The organism is Acinetobacter sp. WU_MDCI_Abxb74 (genome assembly GCF_025513915.1).
Lineage (GTDB): Bacteria > Pseudomonadota > Gammaproteobacteria > Pseudomonadales > Moraxellaceae > Acinetobacter > Acinetobacter calcoaceticus_C.
The window spans coordinates 85,792-108,774 of sequence record NZ_JAHPRP010000012.1 but is presented as its reverse complement, the minus strand read 5'-3'; the positions used below and the strand labels follow the sequence as shown (position 1 = coordinate 108,774).

Genomic DNA, 22,983 nt, shown 5'->3' with positions numbered 1-22,983 from the left:
TCTCCAACCTGGGCTCGAACCAGGGACCTGCGGATTAACAGTCCGTCGCTCTACCGACTGAGCTATTGGAGAATCTGATGCGCATTTTATGGATGAAATCTAAAAGCGTCAATAAGAATATTAAAGAAAATGAATCGTTTGCTTGATTAATATGCTTTTTTAGTATTAAAAATAAAAAAACCACCCAAAATAGGGTGGTTTTTTATAAAGAAATAAAATTATTTCTCTACACCAGCTGGTTGACCTGCAAGTTTCGCGTTTGCATAGTCCCAGTTCACAAGGCTTTCTAAGAAAGTTGCGATGTATTTAGGACGTAAGTTACGGAAATCGATGTAGTAAGCATGTTCCCATACGTCAATTGTTAATACAGCAATTTGACCATGTGCAAGCGGAGTGTCTGCATTAGAAGTTTTAGTAATAGATAATTTACCGTTTACTTCATCAGCAACTAACCAAGCCCAACCTGAACCGAATTGAGTTGTTGCAGCAGCAGTAAATTCTTCTGCAAATTTTTCGTAGCTACCAAAAGCTTCGTCAATTTTAGCAGCGATTGCGCCAGTAGGCTTACCACCACCATTTGGCTTCATAGAATTCCAATAGAATGTATGGTTCCAAACTTGAGCAGCGTTATTGAAAATACCAGCTTTAGATGTATCACCAGCAGTTGCTTGGATGATTTCTTCTAAAGTTTTACCTTCAAGGTCAGTTCCTTTGATTAAGTTGTTTAAGTTAACAACATAGGTATTGTGGTGTTTATCGTGATGGTATTCTAAAGTTTCTTTACTAATATGTGGCGCTAAATCATCATAGCCATATGGAAGTGCAGGTAAAGTAATGGTTGTCATGTTCCTATTCCTTGCATTTGCTGGGTTATACAATTAAGTGGCTCTATTGTAAATGATTCTGTTCACAATAGGGCATCGTTTTAAAGAACTATACACAATAAAGATCTAATTAATACGCATAACACAGATTGAAAAAAGACTTAATTAAATCGGATTATTCAATTCAAAATATTCAGATTCAATTGAAAACTGTTTTGAAATTGCTTGGGCTAAACGTTGAACTCCGTAGCGTTCAGTTGCATGGTGACCACATGCAAAATAGTGAACGCCTAATTCTTTTGCTTCATAGAAAGTCCGTTCACTGACTTCACCTGAAATATAAGCATCGCAATTTTGCAAAGCCGCTTTAGCAATAAAATCTTGAGCGCCACCTGTACAAAAGCCTACTTTTTGAATACTTTGCTTCTCGGCTGGTAAATGAATTACTTTAAAATCAAAGCTATCTTGTAATTTTGATTTAAACTCTTCAATAGAAACAGCTTGCTCTAAATATCCAATATTTCCAATTGGATGCTTTTCGGCTAAATCGAGTGGCTCTAAATGGTGTAAGCCCAATTTTTCTGCAATGGCGACATTGTTACCCAAACTTGGATGTGCATCTAAAGGCAGGTGGTAAGCCACTAATGAAATATTATTTTGAATGAGTTTTTTAATGCGGTTGCCTCGCATTCCTGTAATTGGGTACGGTTCGCCTTTCCAAAAATAACCATGATGTACGAGTAATAGATCGGCATTTTGAGCAATCGCTGCATCAATCGCATCTTCGGAAGCAGTAACGGCACAAACGATACGTTTTACTTCAGTTGAACCTTCAATTTGCAGGCCATTTGGTGCGTAATCTTTAAATTCTGCTGCTTTTAAGGTTTGGTCGCACCACTGAATAATTTCATGCAAATTCGCCATGATATTTCCTGAATTGAGTAGTAAATAATTGCTAAAGCTATAGAAACATATTTTGTTGTGTAACTAAAGCTAGACAAATCTTTTTTGAGTTTTTTATGTATATCGACATATTTAATTTAAAATGCTTAACTGAAAACTCTTTTTGTTCAATATATTAATTTAATTAAAAACTTCTTTGCGTAGAGGATATGAACGTGCGCCGCACCTTTACATGGTTACCTTGGGTGTTACTTATTATTGTAATTGCCAGTTTTATTGCATGGCAAAAATACCATCAGCCGAAACCAACTGTTGCAGTTGATGGGGTGCAAATGCCTGCCGAGAAAGTTGAACCACTGGTTAATACTTCACGAACGGGTGGGGTGGTGTCTTATAGTGCAGCGGTAAAAGTTGCAGCTCCAGCAGTCGTCAATATTTTTACGACCCAGAAAGTTAAACAAAATCATCCATTGTTAAGTGATCCAGTATTCCGCGAATTTTTTGGAAATCAGGTTCCTGAACAACAACAGCAAAATGAAAATAGTCTAGGCTCTGGGGTTATTGTACGTGCTGATGGTTATATTCTTACCAATAATCATGTAATTGCTCAGGCCGACCAAATTGTAGTTGCATTACGTGATGGACGCCGTGCAGAAGCAACTATTGTTGGAACAGATCCAGATACGGATTTAGCTGTAATTAAAATCGATTTAGATAAATTACCTGTATTGCCATTTAAGTTGAGTGGGAATGAAGTGGGTGATGTTGTCTTGGCGATTGGTAACCCATTTGGAGTAGGGCAAACGGTAACTCAAGGTATTATTTCTGCTACCGAACGCTCCGATTTAGGCATCAATACCTATGAAGATTTCATTCAAACAGATGCTGCAATTAACCCAGGTAACTCAGGCGGAGCTTTAATTGATGTCGCTGGTAACCTCATTGGGGTAAACACTGCTATTTTCTCTCAGTCAGGTGGCTCTTTAGGCATTGGTTTCGCAATTCCAGCTAAAATCTGCCAACAAGTATTAAACTCGATTTTGAAAGATGGTCGCGTTGTACGTGGATGGTTAGGCATTAGTTTAGTGCCACCTACACAAGAAGATGTATTAGCACCGAAGCAACAAATTGGTGTTTTGGTTGCAGATGTCTTGAAAAATGGGCCAGCAGCTTCAGCCGGTATAAAAGTCGGTGATAAGATTGTTCAGGTAAATAATCAACCAATCACTTCGGCATCTCATTTGATTAATTATGTTGCATTACAAGCGCCTAATAGCGAAATTAATGTAATGATTGAGCGAGCTGGGAAGCAAGAAAACTTTGTGGTAACAGTTGGTGAAAGAAAAAACCAAAATAGTCAATCTCAATTTATACCGTTACCTAAACAATAGAGACAAAAAAGCCTCGTAATGAGGCTTTTTTATTGGCTTAAATTAAGAATGTGTAGGGGTTTGATGTTGATGTTTGAACTCAGTTAAAGCATCAATGCGATATTGAATTAACATTTCACCAATTTCAGCACCCTTAATGTTCTCTGGTAAGTCCTGAACTTTAATAGAGCGAACCACTTGCATTGCATCTAACATATATTGAGCTTGAGGATAGGGACGATCTTCTAAGCCTAGTCTTCCTTTAGCATCGCACTCACATGCCTGCACAAAAGCTTCCACTCTCTCAGGACGACGTAATACATCAAGACGTTGTAATAAACGCCATACAGTTCCTGGTTTTAACGACATAATCTGATGACATTTTAAGTGTTCTTTACACACCGATAAAGCCAACTGTCGAGTTTGAGTTGGAACCTTTAAACGTTCACATAATTCGGTAACGGGTTTCACTCCGCGTTCTTCATGCATGATATGGCGAGGAAGTTCGTTAGCTGGAGTTAATGCTTTACCCAAATCATGTACTAAAACAGCAAACCGAACATCAAGCGAGTAGTTTGATTTACACGCTTGCTGTAAAGACATGAGGGTATGTATGCCGCAATCTACTTCGGGGTGATATTCTGGACGCTGTGGTACACCAAACAATGCATCAATTTCAGGGAAAAGATGTTTTAAAGCACCGCAATCCCGTAATGTCTGAAAATAAATATCTGCATGATCTTCTAAAAGAGCGCGTGACGTTTCTTTCCACACACGTTCTGGTGTTAAGGCGTCAAGTTCACCTGATTCCGCCATCGTTTGCATGAGTTGTAAGGTTTCAGGTGCAATATGAAAGCCATATGAAGAATATCGAGCTGCAAAACGTGCGACACGTAAAACACGTAAAGGATCTTCAGCAAAAGCTTCTGAAACATGTCGTAAGGTTTTATTTTCTAAATCAGTCTGACCGCCATAGGGATCATATAATTTGCCATCTTGATCCATTGCTATGGCATTGATGGTTAAATCACGACGAATTAAATCTTCTTCTAAACTTACCGTGGTATCAGTAAAAAACTGAAAACCGTGATAACCCTTACCGGACTTTCGCTCAGTACGTGCAAGTGCATATTCTTCTTTAGTTTCAGGATGAAGAAACACAGGAAAATCTTTGCCTACAGGTTGAAAACCTTGGGCGAGCATATGTTCAGGTGTTGCTCCGACCACAACATAATCTTTTTCTTGATAGGGATGCCCAAGTAGAGAATCTCGGACGGCACCGCCTACTAAATACACTTGCATGAAAAAACCTCTATTCTTCAAGCAATCATGCTACAGAATAGAGGTTTTCTCAAGTCATTAGACAGGCTTTTCGTAAAAAGCTCTTTCTAAATTATTTTTCTAATTGCTGGATTTCAGCAACAGTTAAAGCAGTCATATTGATAAGACGACGAGTTGTTGCTGTCGGTGTCAAAATATGAACAGGTTTTGCTGCGCCAAGCAAAATTGGACCAATGGTAACGTTGTTACCAGAAGTTGCTTTTAACAAGTTAAATGAAATATTTGCTGCATCTAGATTTGGCATAATGAGCAAGTTTGCAGAACCTTTAAAACGCGAACCTGGGAACGCAAATTGACGAATATTTTCGTCTAATGCTGCATCACCATGCATTTCACCTTCAACTTCAAGCTCAGGAGCTTGCTCAGATAAAATACGGTAAACTTCACGCATTTTTTGAGCGCTTGAATCGGTTTGGTCGCTACCAAAACTTGAATGAGAAAGCAGGGCTACACGTGGAGTAATACCAAAGCGACGTACTTCTTCAGCTGCCAAAATAGTCATTTCAGCAAGTTGTTCAGCAGTCGGGTTAGTGTTTACATACGTATCTGCGATAAACAAGTTACGATCTTCAAGCATTAATGCATTTAATGTGAAGAAGTTGTTCATGCCTTCTTTAAGGCCGATAACATTGCGTACAAAGTCAAGGTGAATGTTATAGCTACTATACGTACCACATAACATACCATCTGCTTTGCCAAACTTAACGAGAAGAGCCGCGATTAAAGTCGAACGGCGACGAGCTTCACGTTGAGCATATTCAACAGTGATACCTTTGCGTTGCATTGTCTGATGGTAGTCTTTCCAGAACTCTTCATACAATGGATTTTGTTCTTGATCAATAATCTCAATATTTACGCCATGTTGTAAACGTAAGCCTAATTTTTTGATATTTGCTTCAATTACAGCAGTACGACCTACTAAAATTGGTTTAGCTAAATCTTCATCAACAGCAATTTGTACTGCACGTAATACACGTTCGTCTTCACCTTCCGCATATGCAATACGCTTTGGATCAGCTTTTGCTTGAGCAAAAATTGGTTTCATCAAGAATGCAGAATTATATACAAACTCAGACAATTTTTGACGATATACAGCGAAATCTTCGATAGGACGAGTTGCTACACCTGAGTCCATTGCAGCTTTAGCAACCGCTGGTGCAATTTCTAAAATTAAACGTTGATCAAGTGGGCGTGGAATTAAATAGTCACGACCGAATGAAGCAGATTTTTCACCATATGTTGCTGCGTCAGCTTCAATATGAGCCATACGCGCAATTGCATGTACACATGCAATTTTCATATCTTCATTAATAGTAGTTGCGCCAACGTCAAGTGCACCACGGAAAATGTATGGGAAACATAATGCGTTGTTTACTTGGTTTGGATAGTCAGAACGGCCAGTTGCCATAATCACGTCAGAGCGTACTTCATGTGCATGTTCAGGTAAAATTTCTGGATCTGGGTTTGCCAAAGCAAAAATAATAGGGTTTTCAGCCATCTGTTTCACCATTTCTTTGGTGAGAATACCAGCAGCAGAAAGACCCAAGAACATATCAGCGCCAGTCATTACTTCATGAAGCTGAGATGCTGTAATATCTTGAACATAACGTTTTTTAGATTCATCAAGCCCTTCGCGAGAAGTCGTTAATAGACCACGAGAATCGGCAACAATAATATTTTCTTTTTTAGCACCAAGCGCACAAAGCAAGTCTAAACATGAAAGTGCTGCTGCACCTGCACCTGAAGCTACGATTTTGATTTCATCAATTTTCTTATTTACAAGTTGCAATGCATTAAGCAAAGCTGAACCTACAATAATACTTGTACCATGTTGGTCGTCATGGAATACAGGAATTTTCATGCGTTCACGAAGTTTCTTTTCAATATAGAAACATTCTGGCGCTTTAATGTCTTCGAGGTTGATACCACCGAAAGTTGGCTCAAGAGAGGCAACAATATCGACGATTTTATCTGGATCGTTTTCTGCAATTTCGATGTCAAATACGTCAACACCAGCGAACTTCTTGAAGAGAACCCCTTTACCTTCCATTACAGGTTTAGAAGCCAATGGGCCAATATTACCTAAACCAAGAACAGCGGTACCGTTAGTGACTACAGCAACCAAGTTTCCGCGTGCTGTATATTTAGCAGCAGTTGAAGGATCACGTTCAATCTCTAAACATGGCGCAGCAACTCCGGGTGAGTAGGCTAAAGCCAAATCTCGTTGGTTGACAAGTTGCTTACTTGGGGTGACGCTGATTTTCCCTGGGTTTGGATATTCATGGTAATTTAAAGCGGCCTGTTTTAAAGATTGATCGTCCATCTGAGTCTCTATTTGATACAAAAAAGCAAACTAGTCAAATCACTCATTCAGGGGAAGGCAACTCGGTTTGTTTACTATGCTTTAATTTTTATCAATTAAGAGAATAGTAGACGAATTGCCAATAGCCCTGTAGTGAGCTAAATGCTAAAGAATATAACACTACTTCTTTATTTCTCACAGTCAAAAACGCTCATTTTTGGAAAAAGCAGCATATGTAAAAATCGACCGTTTGAACAACTAAGAAATATGCGAATTTGTTTGTAGATAAGGAATAATCTGCTCAGCAGGGATAGGACGACTAAAGAAATAGCCTTGTAAAAAATCACATTGCTGTTTTTGTAGATAGGCAACTTGTTCCTCTGTTTCTACACCTTCGGCAACCAGTTTAAGCCCCATACTTTTACCCATTGCAATCATGGCATTTACAATCGCTTCTTGTTTGTGATCACCGATTTTAGAAATAAAAGCGCGATCAATTTTTAATACATCAATTGGATATTCTGTCAGATACGCCAAAGAGGAATAACCAGTACCAAAGTCATCTAGGGCGATTGAAATATCTCGTTGTTTTATCGCATGTAATAACGTTTTGACGTTATCAGTATTATCCAAGAGAGCCGACTCAGTAATTTCAAGTTCAAGATCTGCACCTTGTATATTATATTTCTGCAAAATTTCATCAATATCATTGAGTAATAAGCCTCGATGTATTTGCTGGGCAACAATATTTACAGAGACTTGAATATTTGCGTAGCCTGCATTTTTCCATTCTTGTAATTGTTTTCCAACTTTATCTAAAACGACTTTGCCAATATCTGAAATCAGGCTACTACGCTCAGCAAAAGGTATAAACATATTTGGCATGACTAATCCTTTTTCGGGATGCTGCCAACGAATTAATGCTTCAAAACCTATAATTAATTGATCTTGTAGACTAATTTTGGGCTGGTAATAAATGACAAATTCATTATTTTGAATGGCCTTACGTAACTCTTGTTCTAAGTCAGCAGTTTTATATGGATGTTCTGCTTTATTGCAATAGTAAGAAATGGTATTGCCTCCTAAGCGTTTTGCTTCTGAAAGTGCTTGTTCTGCATGGTTGTTAAGATGATCAATTTGTCGGCCATGCTCAGGAAAGCATGCAACACCGATAGATGCCGTAATAAAATATTCGTGATTATCAATATAAAAAGGTGCGTTAAGTGCTTGCAAGATATTTTGGCAATATTGCTCAATATTGGGATGAATTGGAGAAATTTCATAAATAATTGCGAAATCGTCACTATTTAAATAGGCAACTAAAATTGCATTAATATTGATTAAGCGTAATCGTTGTGCAAATTGTTTAAGAAGTTCATCACCACTATCATTATTTAAAAACTCATTGAAGGCGCGAAAACGGTCAATGTTTACTCGTATTAATGCTAAGTTTTTAATGTTATATGAAGGATTTACAAGATATTGATGAAGTTGGTTATAGTAATAAAGACGATTAGGCAAGTGGGTGAGACTATCATAATTTTTTAAATAAGATAGATGCTGCTCCTGACGTTTTTGCTCAGTGAGGTCACGTGCAAATCCAATATAATTAGTAATTTGATTGAACTCATCTTTGACTACATTGATGTGCAACCACAAATATACACTTTTACCAGAACTAAACTTTTCATCAAATTGGCCCATATATTCTCCGGTTTCGAGGAGCTGCTGGGTAATTGAGGTATGAAATTGTTGTTGGAGTTCTTTTTGATTAATTGTAATGCTAAACAATTCTTTATTTAGAAGTTCTGTTTTAGAAAATCCAGTTAATTTCTCATAGTAAGGGTTAATATCAATATAGTTCAGGTGCTCATCTAAAATAAATATGCCTTCCGCAGCTTGTTCAAGCACAATTGCCGATAGCCTTAAGTGTTCTTGATCTTTTTTCTCTTGATGTATGTCTCGGGTCATACCAACCATTCGAAGCGCTTTTTGTGTTTTGGAATCTCTCGTAATGACACGGCCCACATCCTGAATCCATCGCCATGAACCGTCTCGACGTAAAATTCTGAAATTAATATTAAAATGATCTGTAGTTCCTTCCAGATGTTGTTTTAAACGTTCTTCAAAAAGTTTTTTATCACTTGGATGTACGCGGTCTAAAATGCTATTGAGATGAATAATGGTTGTCTGTGTTTGCTTTTGTTGATCGAAAAACGTAATTTCTAATTTTTGATTTTCAATATCCCAGTCCCAAGGCCGAATGCCTGCCGTTTCATGTGCAAAAGCTAAATTGTAGTGATGGTTTTCGAGTTGCTCATTCATTTTGGTGAGATCGTAAGTGCGTTCACGTACCTTTTGTTCAAGCAAATGGTTATTAAACTGAAGCTGTGCTTCAATATCTTTAGATTTATTCACTTCTTGTTGAAGCTGTACACATAACTCTTCAGCCCACTGAGTATGTTGATCTGAAATTTGAACAAGCTGTTTATTTTTAAATAATAGTTGAGAAATCTTTTTATAGTTACGTTGAGCTGCGTATGCACAGAGTACTGTAGCCACGAAAGCGATGTTATAGGCGAAATAAAAAGGTAGCTGAGTAATGGGCGTATGTGTAAATTGAGCGATTAAAAGGGGTAATGTACTGGGAATGAATAAAAGATAAAAGTATCGAGGTTGTTGCGTTAAAAAAGTCAGGCCAATGATATGGGCAGAAGTGATAAACAAAGCAATTAAAATATGAGCATCTGATAGCGCAACTAACTCTTGAGGAAGATAGAAATGAATAACTGTAACGGTTGCACCTAATAAAACGCCTGTAATAAAACAAATACTTTGTAAGATAAAATCAGCTTTTTTAATAAAATTAATAGTACGGTAGTGGGTTAAAATATTTGGAACAAATAATAGGCAGGTAAAAGATGCAATAGTAAGGCCGATAGACCAGTTAAATACGGTTATTGACGATGAAAAATAATAAGAAAAAATAGCGTATGAGATCAGACATAATAGTATTAAGCTAATCAAATACCAGCGTATATATTGAATTGAAAGTTTTAGCTGCTCAATTTTTATTTGATGCTGTAAATATTCTTCCTGAAGCCCAGACATAAGATTTTTCTATCCTATTTTTTTACATATATACAGAAAGAATCTGATTTATCAGTAATAAAGAATTTAAAATTTTATTCATACAACAAAAGTAAATTAACTTTAAATAGCGATTTAATCAATGTTCAATGAACTTAGGTGGATAAAAACCGATAATTTAAAATTGATAAAGCAACGACAGGCGCAGTTTCTGTACGTAAAACACGGTCACCAATACACCAGTTCATAAAACCAGCTTGATTAGCTTGAGTAATTTCATTTTCGCTTAAACCGCCTTCTGGTCCAATCAATAAGGCAAGTTCAGGTTGTATGCCTGCTAATACATCTTTTTGTTCTTTTTCTGGGGCTAAAACAAATTTTGAAGCGGGTAGTTGAGTAGAGCTTAGCCATTCACTTAGAGAAATGGGTGCTAACACTTCTGGAACGATGTTAAGACCACATTGTTCACAAGCTGCAATTGCTACAGCTTGCCAATGATCTAATTTTTTTTGATCTCGGTCATACTTTAAGCGCATTTCACAGCGGTCACTTGTAAGTAGTTGAATTTGACTTACCCCAAGTTCAGTGGCTTTCTGAATGGCATAATCCATTCGGTCACCTTTACTCATGACCTGACCAAGAATAGCTTTAAATGGAGCGCTGCGGTTATTGGGGTTAAAATTCTCAATCGTGATAAATGCATTTTTTTTATTAATTTCGGTTAGTGTCGCGAGATATTCACCACCTTGACCATTAAAGAGAATAGCTTGTTCTTGTAATTGTGCACGTAAAACACGCACCCAATGATGAAATACTGATTCAGTTAGTTGAATTGTTGAACCAACTGTAAGTTCAGTTTCGATAAAAAAACGATTCATTGGGTACGCCTTACAAAATTAATTTAAACCAAGATCAACGACGAGTTGACGAGTTGGTTCGACTTGATTCATTGAATAGAAATGTAAGCTTGGTGCACCACCTGCAATCAGGCGTTCACATAGTTTAACAACAACTTCATGACCAAAAGCTTTAATACTCTCACTGTCATCGCCATAGGCTTGTAATTGTTTACGAATCCAGCGAGGAATTTCTGCACCAGTACCATCAGCAAAACGAATTAAGTTGCTGGCATTGGTAATAGGCATGATGCCAGGAGCCACCGGAATATTAACTCCAGCTTTTTCTAAGCGCTCCATAAAATAAAAGTATGAGTCTGGATTAAAGAAGAATTGAGTAATTCCTGCATTAGCGCCAGCTTGTACTTTTTCAATAAAACGTTGGATATCTGAATCAAGGTTCTCAGCTTGAGGATGCATTTCAGGATAAGCTGCAACTTCAATATGAAAATGATCACCTGAATGCTGACGAATGAAACGTACTAAATCTTGAGCATACGGGAGTTCGCCCAGTCCGACTTGACCAGAAGGTAAATCACCACGTAAAGCGACAATACGGTTAATGCCTTGCGCTTTATAGAGGTCGAGTAGCTCAGCAATACGCGCTTTATCATCACCAATACAAGAAAGGTGAGGAGCAACTGGTGTACCTTTGCCATTGAAATCGTCAATAGCAGCAAGAGTACGTTCACGAGTAGAACCACCAGCACCATAGGTAATCGAGAAGAAATCTGGATTTAAGGGTTGTAATTCTTGATGAACAATACGAAGTTTTTCAGCACCGGCATCAGTTTTCGGTGGGAAAAACTCAAAAGAAATGGGTATACGTTTAGTCATGTCAAATCCTTGTAAACAGCGAAACAATATTTTTAGAAAAAAGGGCAGTCGGTTCACCGTCTGCCCTTAAGTTCTTAGTATTTGTAAGCGTCAGACTTGAATGGTCCCTCAACAGCAACACCTAAATAGCCAGCTTGCTCTTGAGTTAATTGAGTAAGTACACCACCAAAACCTGCAACCATTGCCGCAGCAACTTCTTCGTCAAGTTTCTTAGGAAGAACTTCTACACGAATTTTTGCAGTTTTTTCGTTTGCAGGAAGGTCAGCAAATTTCTCTTGGAATAAGTGAATTTGACCTAACACTTGGTTAGCAAAAGAACCGTCCATCACGCGTGATGGGTGACCAGTTGCATTACCAAGGTTTACAAGGCGACCTTCAGAAAGAAGAATGAGGTAGTTATTTTCATCTTCAGAACGATAAACTTGGTGAACTTGTGGCTTAACTTCAACCCACTTGTAACCACGTAAATAAGCAGTATCAATTTCTGTGTCGAAGTGACCGATATTACATACAACTGCACCAGCTTTTAAGCTATCTAACATTGCAGCATCACATACGTGGTAGTTACCAGTAGTAGTTACAACAAGGTCAGTGTTGCCAAGTAAGTCTTGGTTAATATCTTCTTTTTTGCCTGTTTGTACGCCGTTTTTGTATGGAGATACAACTTCATAGCCGTCCATACATGCTTGCATTGCACAAATTGGGTCAACTTCAGTTACACGAACAATCATGCCTTCTTGACGTAAAGATTGAGCAGAACCTTTACCAACGTCACCATAACCGATCACAAGCGCACGGCGACCAGACAAAAGCATATCAGTTGCGCGTTTGATTGCATCATTTAATGAGTGACGGCAACCATATTTGTTGTCGTTTTTAGACTTAGTAACTGAGTCATTTACGTTGATTGCAGGTACTTTCAAAGAACCGTCTTTCCACATTTCGATAAGACGTTGAACACCTGTTGTGGTTTCTTCAGTAATACCATGAATGCGTTCTAAAAGAGCTGGATATTTGTCATGAACAAGAGCAGTTAAGTCACCGCCATCGTCCAAGATCATGTTGGCATCCCAAGGTTGACCATTAACATTAACTTGTTGTTCAAGGCACCACATATATTCTTCTTCAGTTTCGCCTTTCCAAGCAAAAACTGGAATACCGCGAGCAGCAATTGCAGCAGCAGCATGGTCTTGAGTTGAGAAAATGTTACATGAAGTCCAACGAACTTCAGCACCTAATTCAATAAGCGTTTCAATAAGAACCGCTGTTTGAATGGTCATGTGGATACAACCAAGGATTTTTGCACCAGCGAGTGGTTTAGACGCTGCATAACGTTTACGTAAACCAATTAAAGCTGGCATTTCTGCTTCAGCAAGTTTGATTTCTTTACGACCGTAGTCAGCAAGTGAGATGTCAGCAACTTTATAATCTGTAAATGAAGCATTAACCGCGTTCATCAGGATCTCCTAGGGAAAAAATAGTATGGATCGTTCTGTTCGCGGATGCCGTTGTTGGTTAAAACGAGTGTTTAACCGATTGTCGAGCCTGGCAAATTGATCTTTAGTGCCGATCATTTGTCGCAGCATCCCTCGACTAGCGAAACATTGTACTTGGAAAAGCTTTTAGTGCCAATCCAGTTTTGTTTATTATCTGCTTAATTACGACTTTAGATTTAAATTATGGCCTTAAATATTCCCGAATCTTTGGCAAACCTTGAAGCGAATAGCGGTGTTTTTGCGGTTTGGATGGTACTTTGGCATCATGGGGTTCAAATTGATATTTCCGAGCTTATTCAAATTTGTCGATACGATGAAGACGGCACCTATACAATTGCCTTGGCTGTTGCTTTAAAGAAATTTGGGTTTGATGTGTCATTTTATTCGGATAAAGATCCAAATATTAGCCCAAGCGAGCGCATGAGTTATAAAGAAGCAAATGTATTGAAAATACCAACCAGCCCAGCGTTAAGCTATCAGGATATTCAAGCTGCAATTCAAAATGGAAAAATGGTCATTGTCTATTACGACACTTTAGCAGGAGTGGGGAACCAGTCACTTGTATATTCTATAGATCAAAATGAAATCTGCTTTTTTGATAGTTTTGAACCGATGTCAGCGGCAGTCTTTGAAAAGCAACGTCAAGTGGAAGGCATTTGTCGTCAGGCTATCGTGATTGATGATCGTAATTTTCAAATGCATTCAATCAAATTAAATTAGATAAAAAAGAGCCAGTAGAGTGCTGGCTCATATTAAAGTTATTTTTGTTGATATTCTTGAATGACTTCTAAAGCAGCACGAAAAGCCTCTTGTGTAGCAGGCGCACCGCAATATGGCAGACTATGCAATAACGTTTCTTGAATTTCTTCAACTGTACAACCATTGTTGAGCGCACCGCGAACATGGCCTTTGAGTTCAGTTGGTGACTTAAGTGCAGTTAACATTGCCAAAGTAATTAATGAACGATATTTGCGCGGTAATATGCCTTCACGTTGCCAAGTCGATCCCCATGCATGTTCGTTAATCCAGTCTTGCAATGGCTGTGTAAACGGAACAGTGTTGTCTTGCGCACGTTTTACAAAAGCTTCTCCCATCACTTCGGTGCGAACTTTTAATCCATTTTCGTAATCTTGCTTAGACATTAATTTCTCCTAAAAATAAAAGCGTCGATTGACGCTTTTATGGCTGTTTATTAATTAATGCGAATCACAAGTGATTGCAATAGTGAATTAGTGGAGGCGTCAGTCACTAAATTTGATGAGGATTCGACAAAGGAAGATCTTTATCTAAATTTTCATCAAAAACATCTGTCAGCATGCTGTCGAATCGAATTGCGTTGTATTGCAATAATTGTTGAGCCTCGCTTTCAGAAATGAAACCTTCTTTTGTAGCGTGTGCAATATTCTCTTCAAAAGTAAGTCCGGTAAACTTGCCTTTAGATTCAGCTTTCTTAAACTTATCCCAAAGTGGCTCAAGAGTTCGTAAAATTTGGAATGCATGTTCTAAACGTCCAGTCGCATCATCGGCTTTGGTTGAATAAAACACATGATGTTTAAGTTGCTCTCTAAATGGATGTTCTTGCATCATGAGTTCCGCGACTTGCTGTTTTAACTCATCATCTGGTTTTGAAATTACACGACCAAAAGGGAAACAGATCCATTTCACAAATGCTGCGGGAAGTTTAGCTGGGAAGTTTTCAAATAATCCCCAAAATGCTTCCTGAATATTCAAGAAAGCTTTTTGCAGAGCTAATTTAGCGTGAAGTTGTTCAGCCTCAGTTTTTTGGCCAGCTTCATAAAATTTTAAAATCGCAGTAGAAATAAAAAGGTGGGCATGAATATCGGCCAAACGACCTGACAACATTTCTTTGCGTTTTAAGTCTCCGGCAAGTAAGCCAAGCGCCATATCTGCAACCAAAGCAAAGTTGGCGCTAAAACGGTTAATTGTCTTATAGTAACTGGCAGTAAATTGATCTACTGACTGAGGAGCATCGCTTGAACCACCTGTCCAACCATAAGCAAATGATTTTGCGCCTCGGTTAAAGGTATAGGCTAAATGTTTAAATAACAAATTATCGAATTTTTTGACTGAAGTGCTTTTATCTTCAGACTGAAGTAGTTGCAACTCTTCAAAAAGGTAAGGGTGACAACGCATTGAACCTTGACCAAAAATCATCAATGAACGAGTTAAAATATTTGCGCCTTCGACTGTAATTGCAATTGGAATAGCTTGATAGGTAAGTGCAAGGAAGTTGCGTGGTCCAAGTTGAATTGCACGTCCTCCGGCAATGTCCATTCCATGATTGACCACTTTACGCATCGTTTCGGTTGCATAGTATTTTGCCATGGCGGTCATCACCGCGGGTGTTCCACCTTGATTTAGACCACATGTCACTAAATAACGGAATGCTTCAAGCATATAAGCATCACTTGCAATTTCACTGGCCGCTTCTTGGACACCTTCAAATTTACCAACAGAGATATTAAATTGCTGGCGAATTTTCGCAAAAGCTCCCACAGTTAAATAGCTCATTTCACCTGCGGCGGTTGCTAGGGCTGGAAGGGAAATACCACGGCCAACGCCTAAGCACTCCATGAGCATTCGCCAGCCTTTACCAGCATTTTCTTGCCCACCAATAATCCAGTCAATTGGAATAAAAACATCTTCTCCTTCTACGGTTCCATTCATAAATGGAGAACCTGGGAAATGACGTGCTCCTATTTTTACGCCTGCATGGCTTGCAGGAATTAATGCACAGGTAATACCGTATTCTGTTTTATTTTTATCGCCGAGTAGACCTTCTGGATCATAAAGTTTAAATGCGAGACCAACAACGGTGGCAATTGGTGCAAGGGTAATCCAGCGTTTAGAGAAATTCATGCGCAGGCCAAGTACTTGAGCACCTTCATATTCGCCGTAACAAACAACGCCTGAATCTGGAATGGCACCAGCGTCTGAACCCGCTTCTGGACTGGTTAAACCAAAGCAAGGAATTTCTTCACCTTTGGCAAGGTCGGGCAGATACTGCTGCTTTTGAGCATCAGTACCGTAGTGCATGAGCAGCTCACCGGGTCCCAACGAGTTTGGAACCATACAACTCACCGCGGTGGTCAGTGAGCGTGAAGCAATTTTGCTCATAATGCGACTTTGTGCGAATGAGCTAAATTCTTTACCACCAAACGATTTCGGAATAATGAGGCCTAAAAAACCTTTATCTTTAATAAATTGCCAAACTTCAGGAGGGAGATCTTTTAAGTGATGATGAATTTCCCATTCATTGAGCATGCTACAAAGCAATTCAACTTCATTATCAATGAAACTTTGCTCTTCTTCTGACAACGTTGGGTAGGGATAATTTTCAAATTGAGACCAATCAGGTGCTCCCATAAATAACTCTTTTTCCCACCAACTGGTACCAGCCTCTAAAGCTTCTTGTTCGGTGGTACTAATGCTCGGCATTGAATTTGCTAAAGTCTTATAAGCAGGCTTGGTAATCAGGTTAAACCGTAATGGTTCAACTAAAATAATGATGCTGAGTGCAATAATTGGAATACCTAAAAGCAGAGACCACGGTGTTAGCAAGAATGCCGAAAGTATGGCAATAATAATGGCCACACCGCTACCAAGAACTTTATTTAAGTTAAAAAAGAAAATTGCCCATACTGCAATAAGCTGAATAATAATACTTAATATAAAGAGTAGGAAAATCATACTTGCTCCTTACTAGCTAAGCCCTCAGGTGGATGACGTTACAAAAGCGAGGAGATATTTAAGGCTTAACTAGCTGTTTAGTTGCTGTTTAAATTTGAGTTTTTATGTCGCAAATATTGATGTATATGCTAGAGCAGGGATATATCGTACTTTTAGGTATAAGATATTTTTGAGTGAAAGTGTAAGGCGTTATTTTATTGATTTGTCAAGAAATGTTATTGATTTTCTTATACAAATAAAAAGCCCTCTGTGTTAGAGGGCTTTTATAGATATTTAATTTATTAAGCTTCGACGGTTTGAACAGCAATTTTTTTAGCTGGATCTACTTTACGACGAACTTCTGGTACTGGCTCACCATGGTATTGACGGTCAGCAAAGTAACTTGAACGAACCATTGGCGCAGACCAAATATTTCTAAAGCCAAGTTTGCGGCCATGCTCTGCATAACGTTCAAACTCTTCTGGCGTTACAAAGCGGTCAATTGGCGCGTGTTGCTTAGAAGGCTGTAAATATTGACCAATAGTGACATAGTCAACATCGTGAGCGCGTAAATCATCAAGTAATGCAATGACTTCTTCTTCAGTTTCACCAATACCAACCATCAAACCACATTTTGTTGGAATGTCTGGACAATATTCTTTAAACATTTTAAGTAAGGTTAAAGAATGTTGATAGTCTGAACCTGGACGCATTGCTTTATATAAGCGAGGTACAGTTTCAATGTTATGGTTAAATACGTCTGGCGGACATTCGGTCATAATGCGTAAAGCAATATCCATACGTCCACGGAAGTCAGGTACTAAAATTTCAAGCAATGTAGTTGGGCTAAGCGCACGAGCTTCTTTAATACAGTCCACAAAATGTTGTGCACCGCCGTCAAGCAAGTCATCACGGTCAACAGAAGTAATTACTGCGTACTTGAGTTTCAGATTTGAAATGGTTTCTGCCATGTGACGAGGTTCGTCAGCATCTAAGGCATTTGGACGACCATGTGCAACATCACAGAAAGGGCAACGACGTGTACAAATATCGCCCATAATCATGAATGTTGCCGTACCGCCACCAAAACATTCTGGGAGGTTAGGACAAGCTGCTTCTTCACAAACGGTATGGAGTTTTTGAGCACGTAAAGTCGTTTTAATACGCTGAACTTCTTCTGGTGCCGTCATCTTGACACGAATCCAGTCAGGTTTACGCGGCACTTCAACCGTAGGTACAACTTTTACAGGAATTCTTGCGACTTTTTCTGCGCCACGAAGTTTTACACCCTGTTCAGGTTTACGGTGTTCTGACATATTTAACTTTTCCACTCGTTTATAGAGACATTGACATTGTATTATAGCGAAGTTCTTCAGTTAATAGCGGAAAATAACTATTCATATAATAAATGTGGTTATTCAGAAATATAGGGTTGAGAAATACATAAATTCACCGCATATTAGTCATAATCTATTATAAAATATGGTCATTCAAGAGAGGAAGGAGCTTTCAATGCCACGTAAAAAAGAGGTCGTTAGTGGGAATTTCGTTAAATACGATGCGGTAGTTCTCGGTTCTGGACCTGCAGGTGAAGGCGCGGCAATGAAGCTTGCAAAAGCGGGTAAGCGTGTTGCAATTGTAGATGTGCGTGATCAACTTGGTGGTAACTGTGCCCACGTAGGGACAATTCCAAGTAAAGCATTACGTCAAACAGTTTCTAGTATTATTCGCTATCAACGTGATCCAATGTTTCAAAAAGTAGGTGAATGGAAACAGTTCACCATGAAACAGGTGTTGCGTAATGCTCATAAAGTGATTCAACAACAAGTTGATACACATACACGTTTTTATGACCGTAACAAGATTGGTGTCTTCCACGGGCGGGCATATATTCAAGATAAAAATACAGTTTTAGTTTTCAGTCATGAAGGCATTAAAGAAACGATTATCTGTAAACAGGTTGTGATTGCGACAGGTAGCCGTCCTTATCATCCACAAGGTCTTGATTTTGACCATCCTCGCGTATTCGATTCAGATAAAATTCTTGATCTTGATTACTCAATTCAAAAAATCATCATTTATGGCGCTGGTGTTATTGGCTGTGAATATGCCTCAATCTTTATTGGTTTAGATCATAAAGTTGACTTGATTAACACACAGCAAAAACTATTAAGCTATTTAGATGATGAAATTGCTGATGCTTTGTCTTATCACTTACGCGAACAAGGTGTATTGATTCGCCACAATGAACAAATGGACCATCTTGAAACGTTTGATGATCACGTTGTTCTACATTTACAAAGTGGTAAAAAGATTAAAGCCGATGCGATTCTTTGGTGTAATGGTCGTTCAGGTAATACAGAAGGCTTAGGTCTTGAGAACGTGGGATTAGTTCCAAACAACCGTGGTCAACTTTCAGTAAATGATCAATACCAGACTGAAGTTGAAAACATCTATGCTGCTGGTGACGTTATTGGTTGGCCTTCACTAGCTTCGGCTGCTTATGACCAAGGGCGCTGTGCTGGCGCAAACATGAGTGGTGAAGATGCTAAACCAGTACGTGATATTCCTACAGGTATTTATACCATTCCGGAAATCTCATCAATTGGTAAAAATGAACAGGAATTAACGGAAGAGAAAATTCCGTATGAAGTGGGTCAAGCTTCTTTCCGTCATTTAGCTCGTGCACAAATTACAGGTGATACGGTAGGCGAGTTAAAGATTCTTTTCCATCGTGACACTATGGAAATTTTAGGTATTCACTGTTTTGGTAATAACGCTGCTGAAATTATCCACATTGGGCAAGCAGTTATGCACAGCCCAAACAATACCTTGAAATATTTTGTTGAAACGACATTTAACTATCCAACAATGGCTGAAGCATATCGCGTAGCTGCGCTCAACGGTATGAATCGCTTATTTTGATTTTAAATAAGTTTTTAAGAAAAAAGCCCGCAAATCTGCGGGCTTTTTTCTTTTCATTAGATCATACGATTTTTATATTTTTATGACAGTTTTAGAGATTTATTTATATACTTTATATTCTAGTGAGCACAAAATGCTTGGTTAAAATATTCAAACAAATCAGGTGTCTGCTTCCATAGAATAATAGAGAGAACTAAAAAACTGCCTATTAGTGCAATCATAATTGTTTTCAAAAGTAAGGCATTATGCGTCATGGATAACGGCATCCTCATTCACAAAGAAATGTACGATTACCCCTAGTATACTTAAGGCTATAGAACATAACCAAATCGCATTGTAATTACCTGTTAAGTCATGGTTAACGCCGCCAAGCCAGCCACCAAAGAAAGAACCAACTTGATGAGTGAAAAATACAATACCACTCAGCATCGATAGATATTTTACCCCAAACATATTTGCCACAATGCCATTTGTGAGCGGAACTGTAGAGAGCCATAAAAGGCCCATAATGACCCCAAAAGCATATACCGTATAAGTGCTTAACGGTAATAATAAAAAAGCAATGATCGCGATGCCACGGCTACCGTAAAGCGCCATTAATAATTTAGGTTTTGAAAAGCGGTCGCCTAACCAACCCGCGCCATAGGTTCCCACAATATTGAATAGGCCAATTAAAGCGAGGAATACAGTACCAGTAGTTGCATCAAATCCGTGATCAATTAAATAGCCGGGTAAATGCACGCCCAAGAAGACGACTTGGAATCCACACACTAAAAAGCCTAAAGCTAACCACCAGAAGGGCTTATGTTTTCTGGCAATGTTAAGCACTTGTTTAAATGTGAGCTGAGGCTGTGCAATTGCTTTTGGCGTTTGATTGCTGGGCCCTTTTAACATCCACGCTAGCGGAATAATAAGAGCAATTAACAACGCACTCACCATTAGGGCTGCTGACCATCCGACATTTTTGAGTAAAAGAAGGGTAGAGGGCAGCATAATAAACTGACCAAAAGAACCAGCTGCACTTGCAATCCCCATTGCCATACTTCTTTTTTCTGGTGGAGCAGCTCGACCTACTGCACTCAGTAAAACCGTAAAAGAGGTTGCTGATAAAGCTAAACCAATAATTAGCCCTAGACTTAAATTTAAGATTAATACGTTTGAACTAAAGGCCATTAAGAGTAGGCCAAGGGTATAAAGGAGTCCACCAACCGCGACCACAATTTTACTGCCATATTTGTCAGCAATTGCGCCTGTAAAAGGTTGAACGACTCCCCAAATCAGGTTTTGCATGGCAATCGCGAGACTAAAAACATGTTGGCCCCAGCCAAATTCGTGGCTCATCGGTACGAGATAAAGTCCAAAACCATGCCTAACGCCTAAAGAAAGTGCCAAAATAATTGCACTTCCAATCAACATATAAATGAGGGGCTGGGAAAAGTGATTGCCAGTTTTAGTCATGATTAATGGAAAATTATAATAATGTGATCATTTATTGTAGAAGATATATCGAGTAATATCGATATGTCTGGAAAGAATATTTAAGAAGAATTAAAAAGTTCGTAAGGATCGTATTTTATGATGAGAAAATTAAAGAAGCAGAAATCATTTTGATCTCTGCTTCTTATAAGAATTAAGCTGCGGAATTACGTTCAAGTAATGCTTGTTCAAACAGAACTTGTTCCTTTTCTTTATGTTCGGTGGTGAAGCGAATCAAAATTACGCTACAGCCTGCGACCATAACTAGCCCCCCTAAAATAAACAAGCAAGTTTGAACATCAAGTAAGCCTTTAAGTAAGAAACCTGCTGCGACAGCACCAACATTGCCGCCTGCGCCAATAATTCCTGCTACACCACCTAATGCATTACGATCAATAAATGGTACGAGTGCGTAAGTTGCTCCACACGCCATATGTGTAAAGAGTGCAAAAATAGTCATCGAAATAATTGCGAGCGCAACAGCATTCATTTGTGAGAAGAGTATTAAGAATAGACCCTCACCTACAATCATAAGTACAAGTACCTTCGTGCGACCATCTAATCCTTTCTTGAGTGCAACTTTATCGGAAATGATACCGCCAAGAGCACGAGCAAATAATGCCAGTAGACCAAAGATTCCTGCAGTTAACCCAGCCGTTTTTAAATCCATTTTAAACTGATCAACATAGTACATTGCTGCAACGTTATGGATAAAAATCTCAATACCGAAACTTGCACCATATGCTAAAAATAAAATCCAGACACGATAGTTACGAGCGGCTTGCATTAAAATTGCCGTACCACCTTTTTTACCACTACCAACCTCAATACCTTGTGCGCGGACTTCTTTAAAGTTTCCTTGAGGACAATCTTGAGTTAATTTCCAGTAAAGGATGCCAACAATAACCATCATTACGCCAGGTACAATTAATGCCACACGCCATCCCATGGCTTGCTCAACACCAAACATCACAATTGCACCGAGCAACAAAGGCATTAAGGCTTGTGTTGCACCACCGCCAGCATTTCCCCAACCAGCTGAAGCTGCGTTTGCTGTACCGACTATATTAGGAGCAAACATTACACTTGTATGATATTGAGTAATTACGAAGCTTGCACCAATAGCACCGATAAGTAATCGAAAGAACAGAAAAGATTCATAACTATTGGCAGCAGCTACACCAAATACGGGAATACTGCCAACTAACAGGAGAGTGGTGTACGTAATACGTGGACCATATTTGTCACAGAGTGGTCCGACAATAAGCCGAACTAAAATCGTAATAGCAACGGCAGCAATATTAATATTGGCAATTTGATCTTTTGTTAATCCAAACTCACCTTTAATAACGGGCATTAATGGTGCACACGCAAACCATGCGAAGAAACAAACAAAGAAAGCGAGCCATGTCATGTGGAAGGCACGCATTGCTGGAGTTGAAAAACTGAATAATTTAATCTCAGTTGCTTTTTTTGCATCTAGATTTACATTTGAAGACATACGCCGTCCCCCTGAACTGAACGAAATTTTAATTTGCATGGCAATTTATTGCCTATCTGCAGACCGATCAGAGCGGACATCGTTGGCCGTCTTGGTGTATTCATTGAATCAACATTGATTCATCATGCAATGAATAAAGCAAAGGGCGTGCCAAAAAATGAATTTTACTAAAAAGGAAAAATTACTTTCTAATTTTATTGAGTTAGTTTGCGAATATAAAATAATAAAAAGATCACGAAAAATGGAGGAGAAGTAATACGAGAGTAAGAAGGTTGGTTTATCTATAGTTTTTATAAAAAATGCTCATTTTTTTAGCATTTTGATTTAAAAAG

16 protein-coding genes and 1 tRNA gene are annotated in these 22,983 nt (G+C 38.7%); 3 read left to right on the top strand and 14 right to left on the bottom strand.

The genetic code is table 11. From position 1 onward, the window contains the following. The 3 genes from KTH84_RS16770 to KTH84_RS16760 all read right to left on the bottom strand — a co-directional run bounded on the left by KTH84_RS16770 (window position 1) and on the right by KTH84_RS16760 (window position 1,748). Window positions 1–72 (bottom strand) — tRNA-Asn (locus KTH84_RS16770). Between the two features lie 146 nt (window positions 73–218). Continuing rightward, on the bottom strand, window positions 219–845 hold the full coding sequence (locus tag KTH84_RS16765; RefSeq protein WP_133972448.1) for a superoxide dismutase: 627 nt from the start codon (window positions 843–845) through the stop codon (window positions 219–221). Window positions 846–989: 144 nt separating this feature from the next. After that, window positions 990–1,748, bottom strand: coding sequence for a Nif3-like dinuclear metal center hexameric protein (locus KTH84_RS16760; RefSeq protein ID WP_262474335.1), 759 nt, complete (start codon window positions 1,746–1,748; stop codon window positions 990–992). Window positions 1,749–1,942: 194 nt separating this feature from the next. On the opposite strand from KTH84_RS16760, the gene KTH84_RS16755 reads away from it, so the two are divergent. Then, window positions 1,943–3,118: a S1C family serine protease gene (locus KTH84_RS16755; RefSeq protein ID WP_133972452.1), complete on the top strand. Its 1,176-nt coding sequence runs from the start codon at window positions 1,943–1,945 to the stop codon at window positions 3,116–3,118. A 42-nt stretch (window positions 3,119–3,160) separates the two neighbouring features. Here the strand turns inward: KTH84_RS16755 and KTH84_RS16750 are convergent, their stop codons facing one another. The 6 genes from KTH84_RS16750 to ahcY form a co-directional block, all read right to left on the bottom strand. Continuing rightward, complete coding sequence (locus tag KTH84_RS16750; protein WP_133972454.1) at window positions 3,161–4,399, bottom strand: multifunctional CCA addition/repair protein; 1,239 nt, start codon at window positions 4,397–4,399, stop codon at window positions 3,161–3,163. 91 nt (window positions 4,400–4,490) lie between these two features. Then, the gene (locus KTH84_RS16745; protein ID WP_262474331.1) at window positions 4,491–6,761 is read right to left on the bottom strand and encodes an NADP-dependent malic enzyme; all 2,271 of its coding nucleotides are present in this window, start codon (window positions 6,759–6,761) and stop codon (window positions 4,491–4,493) included. Window positions 6,762–6,998: 237 nt separating this feature from the next. Then, the gene (locus KTH84_RS16740; protein WP_262474330.1) at window positions 6,999–9,851 is read right to left on the bottom strand and encodes a putative bifunctional diguanylate cyclase/phosphodiesterase; all 2,853 of its coding nucleotides are present in this window, start codon (window positions 9,849–9,851) and stop codon (window positions 6,999–7,001) included. Between the two features lie 134 nt (window positions 9,852–9,985). Beyond that, entirely contained in the window at window positions 9,986–10,708 is a 723-nt protein-coding gene (locus KTH84_RS16735; RefSeq protein WP_075431479.1) for a 16S rRNA (uracil(1498)-N(3))-methyltransferase, read from the bottom strand. A gap of 18 nt (window positions 10,709–10,726) precedes the next feature. Beyond that, the gene (metF, locus tag KTH84_RS16730; RefSeq protein WP_042897238.1) at window positions 10,727–11,563 is read right to left on the bottom strand and encodes a methylenetetrahydrofolate reductase [NAD(P)H]; all 837 of its coding nucleotides are present in this window, start codon (window positions 11,561–11,563) and stop codon (window positions 10,727–10,729) included. A 74-nt stretch (window positions 11,564–11,637) separates the two neighbouring features. Further along, window positions 11,638–13,020 carry an adenosylhomocysteinase gene (gene ahcY / locus KTH84_RS16725; protein ID WP_042897237.1) on the bottom strand — a complete coding sequence of 461 codons (1,383 nt, stop codon included), beginning with the start codon at window positions 13,018–13,020 and terminating at the stop codon, window positions 11,638–11,640. A gap of 222 nt (window positions 13,021–13,242) precedes the next feature. Between ahcY and KTH84_RS16720 the strand changes: the two genes are divergently transcribed. Beyond that, a complete protein-coding gene (locus KTH84_RS16720; protein ID WP_262474327.1) occupies window positions 13,243–13,779 on the top strand; it encodes a cysteine peptidase family C39 domain-containing protein in 537 nt (178 codons plus the stop codon). Window positions 13,780–13,817: 38 nt separating this feature from the next. Here KTH84_RS16720 and KTH84_RS16715 read toward each other — a convergent pair whose 3' ends face one another. The 3 genes from KTH84_RS16715 to lipA form a co-directional block, all read right to left on the bottom strand. Further along, window positions 13,818–14,201, bottom strand: coding sequence for a carboxymuconolactone decarboxylase family protein (locus tag KTH84_RS16715; protein ID WP_262474325.1), 384 nt, complete (start codon window positions 14,199–14,201; stop codon window positions 13,818–13,820). Between the two features lie 106 nt (window positions 14,202–14,307). Continuing rightward, window positions 14,308–16,770, bottom strand: a complete 2,463-nt coding sequence (locus KTH84_RS16710; RefSeq protein WP_262474323.1) for an acyl-CoA dehydrogenase — start codon at window positions 16,768–16,770, stop codon at window positions 14,308–14,310. Window positions 16,771–17,051: 281 nt separating this feature from the next. Beyond that, window positions 17,052–18,065 carry a lipoyl synthase gene (gene lipA, locus KTH84_RS16705; protein WP_004790988.1) on the bottom strand — a complete coding sequence of 338 codons (1,014 nt, stop codon included), beginning with the start codon at window positions 18,063–18,065 and terminating at the stop codon, window positions 17,052–17,054. A 196-nt stretch (window positions 18,066–18,261) separates the two neighbouring features. Between lipA and sthA the strand changes: the two genes are divergently transcribed. Next, window positions 18,262–19,674: a Si-specific NAD(P)(+) transhydrogenase gene (sthA, locus tag KTH84_RS16700; RefSeq protein ID WP_017387960.1), complete on the top strand. Its 1,413-nt coding sequence runs from the start codon at window positions 18,262–18,264 to the stop codon at window positions 19,672–19,674. Window positions 19,675–19,917: 243 nt separating this feature from the next. Here sthA and KTH84_RS16695 read toward each other — a convergent pair whose 3' ends face one another. Next, window positions 19,918–21,132 carry an MFS transporter gene (locus KTH84_RS16695; RefSeq protein WP_202741549.1) on the bottom strand — a complete coding sequence of 405 codons (1,215 nt, stop codon included), beginning with the start codon at window positions 21,130–21,132 and terminating at the stop codon, window positions 19,918–19,920. 172 nt (window positions 21,133–21,304) lie between these two features. Further along, window positions 21,305–22,651: an MFS transporter gene (locus KTH84_RS16690; protein WP_262474321.1), complete on the bottom strand. Its 1,347-nt coding sequence runs from the start codon at window positions 22,649–22,651 to the stop codon at window positions 21,305–21,307. Between the last annotated feature and the right edge of the window lie 332 nt (window positions 22,652–22,983).

What these genes read in the sequence shown, in the direction of transcription:
- KTH84_RS16760 (WP_262474335.1), bottom strand. Translation starts at nt 1,748, where the DNA reads ATGGCGAATTTGCATGAAATTATTCAGTGGTGCGACCAAACCTTAAAA.
- KTH84_RS16720 (WP_262474327.1), top strand. Translation starts at nt 13,243, where the DNA reads ATGGCCTTAAATATTCCCGAATCTTTGGCAAACCTTGAAGCGAATAGC.
- KTH84_RS16750 (WP_133972454.1), bottom strand. Translation starts at nt 4,399, where the DNA reads ATGCAAGTGTATTTAGTAGGCGGTGCCGTCCGAGATTCTCTACTTGGG.
- lipA (WP_004790988.1), bottom strand. Translation starts at nt 18,065, where the DNA reads ATGTCAGAACACCGTAAACCTGAACAGGGTGTAAAACTTCGTGGCGCA.
- KTH84_RS16740 (WP_262474330.1), bottom strand. Translation starts at nt 9,851, where the DNA reads ATGTCTGGGCTTCAGGAAGAATATTTACAGCATCAAATAAAAATTGAG.
- KTH84_RS16765 (WP_133972448.1), bottom strand. Translation starts at nt 845, where the DNA reads ATGACAACCATTACTTTACCTGCACTTCCATATGGCTATGATGATTTA.
- KTH84_RS16745 (WP_262474331.1), bottom strand. Translation starts at nt 6,761, where the DNA reads ATGGACGATCAATCTTTAAAACAGGCCGCTTTAAATTACCATGAATAT.
- KTH84_RS16710 (WP_262474323.1), bottom strand. Translation starts at nt 16,770, where the DNA reads ATGATTTTCCTACTCTTTATATTAAGTATTATTATTCAGCTTATTGCA.
- metF (WP_042897238.1), bottom strand. Translation starts at nt 11,563, where the DNA reads ATGACTAAACGTATACCCATTTCTTTTGAGTTTTTCCCACCGAAAACT.
- KTH84_RS16695 (WP_202741549.1), bottom strand. Translation starts at nt 21,132, where the DNA reads ATGACTAAAACTGGCAATCACTTTTCCCAGCCCCTCATTTATATGTTG.
- KTH84_RS16715 (WP_262474325.1), bottom strand. Translation starts at nt 14,201, where the DNA reads ATGTCTAAGCAAGATTACGAAAATGGATTAAAAGTTCGCACCGAAGTG.
- ahcY (WP_042897237.1), bottom strand. Translation starts at nt 13,020, where the DNA reads ATGAACGCGGTTAATGCTTCATTTACAGATTATAAAGTTGCTGACATC.
- KTH84_RS16735 (WP_075431479.1), bottom strand. Translation starts at nt 10,708, where the DNA reads ATGAATCGTTTTTTTATCGAAACTGAACTTACAGTTGGTTCAACAATT.
- sthA (WP_017387960.1), top strand. Translation starts at nt 18,262, where the DNA reads ATGCCACGTAAAAAAGAGGTCGTTAGTGGGAATTTCGTTAAATACGAT.
- KTH84_RS16690 (WP_262474321.1), bottom strand. Translation starts at nt 22,651, where the DNA reads ATGTCTTCAAATGTAAATCTAGATGCAAAAAAAGCAACTGAGATTAAA.